A 7,610-nucleotide genomic window follows, 5' to 3' on the forward strand; every position below is an offset into this window, starting at 1 on the left:
TCTGCAAACAAGGTGCTCTATCCCAAACAGCAGGATCCCTGTCCCCTGAGGGGAAAGCGCGTCCAACGTAGACACGCCTTTCAAACCGTTGCATTATCTGGGTTCTAAGGCCCGAAAGTTGGGAGTGACATTAGTTTGAAGAGGGATCCCTGCTGGGGTGTTTGAGATTGGTCAAATCGTTGAGGCGGCGCAGGATCCCCCATCCCTGTAGGGCCTCCAGCAGGGCTTCCCGCACAACCGCTACCGTCTCTTGGTCGAGGGCCAACCGCAGATAATCCACCGCCAGCCGGGTTTGCTCGGGATCCAGGTGGGACATTAAGCTCTGCAAGCGGCGAACGCCCGCCAGCCGTCTGAAGGGATCGGGAGAAGCAATGTCGCTGAGGTCGCGCTCCAATTGAGAACGTTGCCGCTCTTGTCGGCGGCTGAGCCACTCCCCAAACAGCAGCGACAACAAGGCTAGGGTGGCCAATCCCTGTAAAATGGCGCCGGTGGCCAGCCAACGCTGGTTGGATTCCGCCCAGATGGAGACAAGGGTGTAGGTGCCGAAGGTGGCGGCTGCTCCCGAACCAATTGCCAGCAAAAGCGAGCGATCCGCCTGACGAAACCAAGCTCGCCACTCCCGCCAGCGGCGGTTGAACTCAGGGCTGCGCATCCCCTGTAGCCCCAACATCACCAAGGTACCCACCCCCAAAGAAAGAGCCAGCCGCCCGTTCCAGAAGGCCAGCCCCGCCAATGCCAAGCCCGACAGGGCCAGAACCCGCCATTGCGGCCCTGCTAGGATCCACAGAGCAACTTGGGATCCCGTCTCCACTGCCCCACGCCCCACCCGCTGCAGATACTCTGACCAGGATCCCTGGCCGGAAGAAGGGCGACCCGATTGATGTTTCACCGATGGCAACTCCCAAAACTCGGCCCTATCTGGCCCTTTGCAAGGCGGCAAGATAGGTCAACGTTCTCTAAATTATGCTCTTATGCTTTGCCGGTGGAGTCGAGATAGGCTTTCCACCCTTGGGCTTGCAACTGATCGTTTTTCTCCTGCACCGCCTGTTTTAGGCTTTCCCGATAGGCGATCACTCGCCGGAGCAGGTCGGGATCTCCACTGGCCAGGATCTGCACCGCCAGCAGACCCGCATTGTAGCCGTTGCCAATGGCCACCGTGGCCACCGGGATCCCTTTGGGCATTTGCACAATCGAGTATAAGGAGTCGATCCCCTGCAGGGATGGGCTGAGCACCGGCACCCCGATCACCGGCAGAGGGGTGAGGGACGCCACCATCCCCGGCAAATGGGCTGCTCCCCCTGCCCCGGCAATAATGACGCGGATCCCTTGGGTATGGGCGCGGCGGGCAAACTCTACCATGGCCTCGGGGGTGCGGTGGGCGCTGAGGATCTGCATCTGGTAAGGGATCCCGAATGCTTCGCACACCTGGGCGGCGGGTGCAAGGGTGGGCAGATCGGAATCGCTGCCCATTACGATGGCAACGAGGGGGGAAGGTTCCATAGGCTGCTGGCCCGGCGTAGCCGATCCATCATCGCATAGCCCAACCCCGTCGAGATGGGTGGGGGCTCTGCCAGCAGGAGCGTAGCATCTCCCTCATCCAGGCGGCGCAGGCTGGCAAAGAGGGCGCGGGCGGCTGCCTTGAGATCCGAACCCAAACACTCCAAACTGAACGTGATCCCCGGCCAATGGCAGGAGAGGGTGTTCAGCAGAGCCTGGGAATCCGCGGCAAAACTGAGGATGCCTAGGTGAGAATGACCGGTCGCCAGATGCCGCACCTGTTGCCAATCGCTGGGCTGAAGCTGGGCAAAAGGGGTGGGCAAAAGCCGGAGGGGCTTACTGGGAGCGTAGTGGCTGCTCAGTCGTCCCGGCGCTTCTGGCGGGCCCGTTGTGCCATCCTTGGGGGCCTGTTCTGGGGGCAACCGGATGGGCAACCCCAGGTGGGCCTCCAGGGCTTCCAGTGGGATCCCTCCTGGGCGCAGCAGCGTTGGGATCCCTTCGGGGCTGAGCTTTAGCACGGTGGATTCTAGGCCCACAGCACACTCTCCCCCATCCAAGATGTAAGGGATCCGCCCTCCCAGCTCTGCATAGACGGCCTGGGCCGAGGTGGGGCTGATGCGGCCAAAGCGATTGGCACTGGGGGCAGCCAGAGGGGTTTGCACCGCCTGCAGCAAAGCTTGAGCCACCGGGTGAGCAGGCACCCGCAGGGCAACAGTAGGCAACCCGCTGCTCACCAGATCCGGCACGGTGGGGCACTTGGGCAGCACCAAAGTCAGGGGCCCCGGCCAGAAGGTGTCGACCAGGGATCCCAGCAGAGCACGGGCGGCGGGAGTAAAAGCCGACACGTCCACCAGCCACCCCTGCAATTGCTCTAGGGTCACCCCAGCCGGCAGATGCAGGATCAGGGGATCGAAGCGGGGGCGCTCCTTGGCGGCAAAAATGTTCGCCACTGCCTGCTCATCCAAGCCATGGCCCGCCAGGCCGTAAACCGTCTCCGTGGGGATGGCCACCAACTGGCCCCGCAGCAAGGCTGCCGCCGCTACGGCAATGTGCTCAGGAGTGGGTGAGAGAATTTCCGTCTGCATCCATGACTCGGATCTGGAGTAAGGGCTAGGGATCCCGTTCTTCAATCCATTTTTGCGCCTGGTAGAGGGCGATGTTGATCTGATCCCCAAACAGCAGCGCCAAGGAAGTGAGCCAAACCCAGAGCAGCAGCACAATAACTGCCCCCACCGCCCCGTAGACTTGGTTGAACTGCCCAAAGTGCTCCACGTAAATCCGCAGCCCCCAAGACACCCCAACCCACAGTAGGCTGGCCACGATGGCTCCCGGCCAAATCGGCATTTGGGGTCGGCGCAAGCTGGGGCCAAATCGATACAGCACCCAGCAGGAGAAGACGACCAGCCCCAGCGAAATCGGCCAGGTGAGGATCCCCCACAAGTTCAACCCCAGCTCTCGCAAGGGATCCAACTGAGTCGGCCCGCCAACTTCCTGCGCTAAGAATCCCGCTTTCCTGTACAAGAAGCGCAAAAAGCTGGCACTGAACAAAAAGATCAAGCTGGCCAGTCCGGTCAACCCCAAGGTGGCGAGCATCCAAACCAGCGAGATCAGCTTGCGTCTCCAGAAGGGACGGCGCCTATCTTGAGGGATCTCATGGCTGAGATCCAAAGCTGTCATCACCGCCCCCATGGCTCCAGAAGCAGCCCACAGGGTGCCCAAGAAGCCGAGCGACAACAACCCCCGATTCTGCCCGAAGCGGAGCTCGCGCACATACCGATCCAAAAGCGTCAGGGCCTCTTGGGGAGCAATTTGGCTCAACTGCTCCATCAAGCGCTCGAAGGCTTGCTCAGAGGAGCCGACAAACAGCCCAACCCCGGTCAGGAGCGTGAGGATGAAGGGGAACAGCGCCAACATCGAGCTATAGGCCATTTCAGAGGCCAGGCCAAACAGCCGGTAGCGCATCGCGTTTTCCCAGGCCAACCGCAGGGTTAGCCAGACCAACTCTCGCCGGGAACGCCGTCCTGACGACGCGAACGGGATCCCCAGCGCCCGCAGCTGCTCAACCAGTTGCTCCAACAGCCTCATGGTTCAGCACTTCAGCCCACTGCGGTAGGTACTGGGAAAAATCTTGCTTTTTGACAAACCGAAAAGGCCCGGATAGGGATCCCCAGATCACTTGATCGGTCTCCGGATCCCGACCTTGATCCAAGCTGTGAAAGTAGTCGGCTCCGATCTCAAACTCGCTGTACAAATAGGTGGTTCTGCCTTTGCGTTCAACAATACAGCCTTTGCCGGGCAGGCTGCGGCCCCGATAGCAGGATCCCGTCCATTCCACCTGGGTGACACAGCCGGGCAAGAGTTCCAACTCCGCTGCTGTCAGACCGGCCAATTTCCCCTTCGCGTAAGCGTTGCTTAGCAACAACTCCCGACCGGCGCACCTGTAGGAGTCAGGAGCCGTCAAAGCATAGTTTTGAATCCGGATCCCATCTGGAGTATCGAAGAGGTGGATCACCCGCTGCCGGTAGGGCTGCTCAGGATAAATGTCGTACAGTTGCTCCACGTAAAACCCCACCCCCTGGAACACCGACCAAGGCAAGGGACATTGGTACACATGAATGTTGGCAAACCAGACGGGCTCTGCGAGCGCCTGCTGCAGGTTGTTGAAGTGCCCTGCCATCCAGGTGGCCAGTTGGGCCAGTTGGGGGGAAACAGACATAGGTTCAGATGGATTCAATGGATTGAAATCGAGAAGATTCAGATCGAGCACTCCTGATCCTGCAGACTTTGTCCAACTGTCAGGGACTCCGTCGCGATGGCGCGCTCCATGACCCACTTTACAAAATTACCCAAGCTGCTGTTCTCGGGCTCAGTGGGCCATCCAAAGCGGAGTAGCCGGCGTTTTTTGCAGGGGAGCGGTCGACACCCCAAGAAAGCTTGTATCCTAGAAGGTACAACGCACAGACAGCGGTGAGTTGGGCGGGTTTCCAGGTTTCCCAATGTTGATTTGGATCCCATGAGTGCGCTTCTCTCCCCGGCAACCGATTTGCTGGACGAGTTGCGGCAGCTTTTCCCCTTTGAGCTGGACGACTTTCAGATCCGAGCCATTCAGGTTCTGGCTGCTGGGGAATCGGTGGTGGTTTGTGCTCCCACGGGATCCGGCAAGACCCTGATTGGAGAATATGCGATCTATCGAGCCTTATCCCAGGGCAAGCGGGTTTTCTATACAACGCCCCTAAAGGCCCTCTCCAACCAAAAGTTCCGGGATTTTGGCCAGCAATTTGGCCCGGAACGGGTTGGCCTGCTCACCGGCGACATTTCCATCAACCGGGATGCACCGGTCTTGGTGATGACCACCGAGATCTTCCGCAACATGCTCTACGGCACACCGATATCCTTGGCAGTGCAAAGGTATGCCTACGGCGAACGCGATGACGGCACAGAATTCTCAGAGGGCGAGGTGGATCCCTTGCGGGATGTGCAGGCGGTGATCTTGGACGAATGCCATTACATGAACGACCAGCAGCGGGGCACCGTCTGGGAAGAAGCGATCATCTACTGCCCCCCCACGATCCAGCTCATTGCCCTTTCTGCCACCTTGGCCAACAGCGACCAGCTCACCGATTGGATGAACCAGGTGCATGGCCCCACCCATCTGATCGACTCCAACCACCGCCCGGTGCCGCTGCAATTTCACTTTGCCAATCGCAAAGGGCTGTTCCCCCTGCTGGAGCAAACGGAGTCGGGGCAGTGGGTTCGCAACCGCCGCTTGAAAAGCAAACGGCCCAACTCCCACGAGCCCTCCTGGGCAGGAGTGCCGGACATAGCGCAGGTGGTGGAGAACTTGCGCCAGCGGGACATGCTGCCGGCCATCTATTTCATCTTCAGTCGCAAAGGCTGTGATATGGCCGTGGCCAGCGTAAGGGATCTGGACTTGGTAGCCAGCGAGGAAGAACGGCAGCAGTTGGCCGAGCAGATCGACCGCTTTTGTCGAGAAACGCCCGAAGCTGTCCGCCGAGATCAGTTGGATGCCCTTTACCGGGGTATTGCCGCTCACCATGCCGGCATGTTGCCTGCCTGGAAGGGACTGGTGGAGCATCTGTTTCAGCAGGGGCTAGTGAAGCTGGTCTTCGCCACTGAGACTTTGGCCGCCGGGATCAACATGCCTGCGCGAACCACGGTGATCTCTTCCCTTTCCAAGCGCACCGACACGGGCCACCGCCTCTTGACCGCTTCCGAGTTCATGCAAATGTCGGGCCGAGCCGGACGGCGGGGCAAGGACATCATCGGCCATGTGGTGACGGTGCAATCCCCGTTTGAGGGGGCCCAAGAAGCTGCACGGCTGGCCACCTCTGGAGCGGATCCCTTGGTGAGCCAGTTTACCCCCACCTATGGCATGGTGCTGAACCTGCTGCAAAAGCACTCTTTGGAAGCAGCACGGGATCTGATCAACCGCAGCTTTGGACAATATTTGCTCTCGTTGCAAAAGTTGCCCGAACAACAGGAGATCCTGCACACGCGCGCCGAGCTGGAGGAGATCGACCGTCTCTTGGGAGGCATTGCCGACGAAGATATCGCCCGCTATGAGAAGATGCAGGCGCAACGGCGGGAAGAACGACGCATTTTGCGCTACTTGCTCAAACAACGGGAAGCTGAGCCGGATCCCACCTTGCGGCTGTTGGCCTTTCCCCACATTCATGCCCAAGAGGAAAAAATCCGTGCCCTAGAAGCTCAAATCCGAGAGAATCCCGCTCACCAAGTGGGGAAAAAGTTGCTGGGTTTGCGAGAAAAACGACAGCGCTTGCTCAAGCGCCTCGAGCACCTGGAGCGGCAGAGCGATTCCGTGCAGGAGTTGCGCTGGCAGCAATTTATGGCCTTGGTGGGGGTGTTGCAGGATTTCGACTGTCTGCAAGAATATCAACCTACCGATAGCGGAGAGGTGGTGGCCGCGCTGCGGGGGGATAACGAGCTCTGGCTGGCGCTGGCTCTGCTCTCGGGTGAGTGTCAGGGCTGTGCTCCCCATCATTTGGCCGGAGTTGTGGCTGCCTTGGTCTCAGAGGCTCCCCGTTCAGGTACCTACAGCCGGTTGCGCACCTCAGGACTGGTGGAAGATGTGCTGCACGGGTTACGGGGTTTACGGCGGCAACTGTTCCGCAGCCAACGGCAACACCAGGTGTTTCATGTGCCGATTGGGTTTGAGCCCAGCTTGGCTGGGATCGTCGAACATTGGGCGCAAGGGATCCCTTGGGAGACCCTGGAAGCCAGCACCAACCTAGATGCCGGAGACCTGGTGCGCCTGATCCGCCGCACGCTGGATTTGCTTTCTCAGATCCCTTATGTTCCCCATCTGCCGGCGGAGTTACGGGAAAATGCCCGTCAAGCCCAAAAAATGCTGGATCGCTTCCCGGTGAGCGAGTTGATCTAGCGAGCTCAGACCGTTTGCTGTTCAGTGAGGTTGCAGCTCTATGATGCCCGCCAGTGAACCCACCCTCAGGGATGTGTTGAGTGTTATTGAAGAGATCCGGCAAGATGTGGAAGAGATCCGACAGGATGTGGAAGGACTCCGGCAGGATGTCTCCAGAACCAACGAGCGGCTAGAAGCCCTGGCAGCCGATCAAGCAAAGCGCTGGGCCGAGCAGGAAAGACGTTGGGCTGAGCAGGAGAGACGTTGGGCCGAGCAGGGGATAGAAAACCGGGTGATCCTAGAACGAATTGACACCTATCAAAAGGCTAGCGCCCAAGTGGTTAACCTGGCTTTTGCCTTGATTGGAGCTGCCACCGTAGCTCTTGTCGGCATCGTCCTACGGTTGGCCGTTAGTCTATAGTCAGCTGGTTCGGCAAAAACTTCGGCAGGCAGGATGGCCTTGCTTCTCTATTCGGCAACTGGTACGGCTTGTCCTTGAGTTTGGCATTCCGAATGGCCATCTCTGACAGGGCCATGTCCCACCCCGTCTGTTATATCCCCTATTGTGTCCCACTTTAGCCTGGATTACAGTGGGTTTCCCCGGTCTATCGTGGACACTAAAAAGCCCAGAAGCCTTGCTGGGTAAGAGCTTTCTGGACTTCAGTGGACGTTATCGGATTACGGAGAGAGTGGGATTCGAACCCACGGTGAG

7 protein-coding genes are annotated in these 7,610 nt (G+C 59.3%); 2 read left to right on the forward strand and 5 right to left on the reverse strand.

The features are described 5' to 3' along the window. Nucleotides 1–130: 130 nt before the first annotated feature. From NW856_RS14055 to NW856_RS14075, 5 genes are all read right to left on the reverse strand, one after another. Nucleotides 131–889 carry a hypothetical protein gene (locus NW856_RS14055; protein WP_414400743.1) on the reverse strand — a complete coding sequence of 253 codons (759 nt, stop codon included), beginning with the start codon at nt 887–889 and terminating at the stop codon, nt 131–133. An 80-nt stretch (nt 890–969) separates the two neighbouring features. After that, the gene (gene purE / locus NW856_RS14060; protein ID WP_414358129.1) at nt 970–1,500 is read right to left on the reverse strand and encodes a 5-(carboxyamino)imidazole ribonucleotide mutase; all 531 of its coding nucleotides are present in this window, start codon (nt 1,498–1,500) and stop codon (nt 970–972) included. After that, on the reverse strand, nt 1,470–2,582 hold the full coding sequence (locus NW856_RS14065) for an L-threonylcarbamoyladenylate synthase (RefSeq protein WP_414400744.1): 1,113 nt from the start codon (nt 2,580–2,582) through the stop codon (nt 1,470–1,472). The genes purE and NW856_RS14065 overlap by 31 nt, the downstream gene beginning before the upstream one ends. A gap of 25 nt (nt 2,583–2,607) precedes the next feature. Continuing rightward, entirely contained in the window at nt 2,608–3,582 is a 975-nt protein-coding gene (locus tag NW856_RS14070) for a YihY/virulence factor BrkB family protein (protein ID WP_414400745.1), read from the reverse strand. Next, nucleotides 3,557–4,213, reverse strand: a complete 657-nt coding sequence (locus NW856_RS14075; RefSeq protein ID WP_414400746.1) for a chromophore lyase CpcT/CpeT — start codon at nt 4,211–4,213, stop codon at nt 3,557–3,559. Before NW856_RS14075 ends, NW856_RS14070 begins: the two co-directional genes overlap by 26 nt. 297 nt (nt 4,214–4,510) lie before the next feature. Between NW856_RS14075 and NW856_RS14080 the strand changes: the two genes are divergently transcribed. Both NW856_RS14080 and NW856_RS14085 read left to right on the forward strand, forming a co-directional pair. Then, entirely contained in the window at nt 4,511–6,919 is a 2,409-nt protein-coding gene (locus NW856_RS14080) for a DEAD/DEAH box helicase (RefSeq protein ID WP_414400747.1), read from the forward strand. 40 nt (nt 6,920–6,959) lie between these two features. Further along, complete coding sequence (locus NW856_RS14085) at nt 6,960–7,319, forward strand: hypothetical protein (RefSeq protein WP_414400748.1); 360 nt, start codon at nt 6,960–6,962, stop codon at nt 7,317–7,319. Nucleotides 7,320–7,610 lie beyond the last annotated feature (291 nt).

It is taken from the genome of Synechococcus sp. R3-13 (assembly GCF_047462195.1).
Taxonomy (GTDB): domain Bacteria; phylum Cyanobacteriota; class Cyanobacteriia; order Thermostichales; family Thermostichaceae; genus Thermostichus.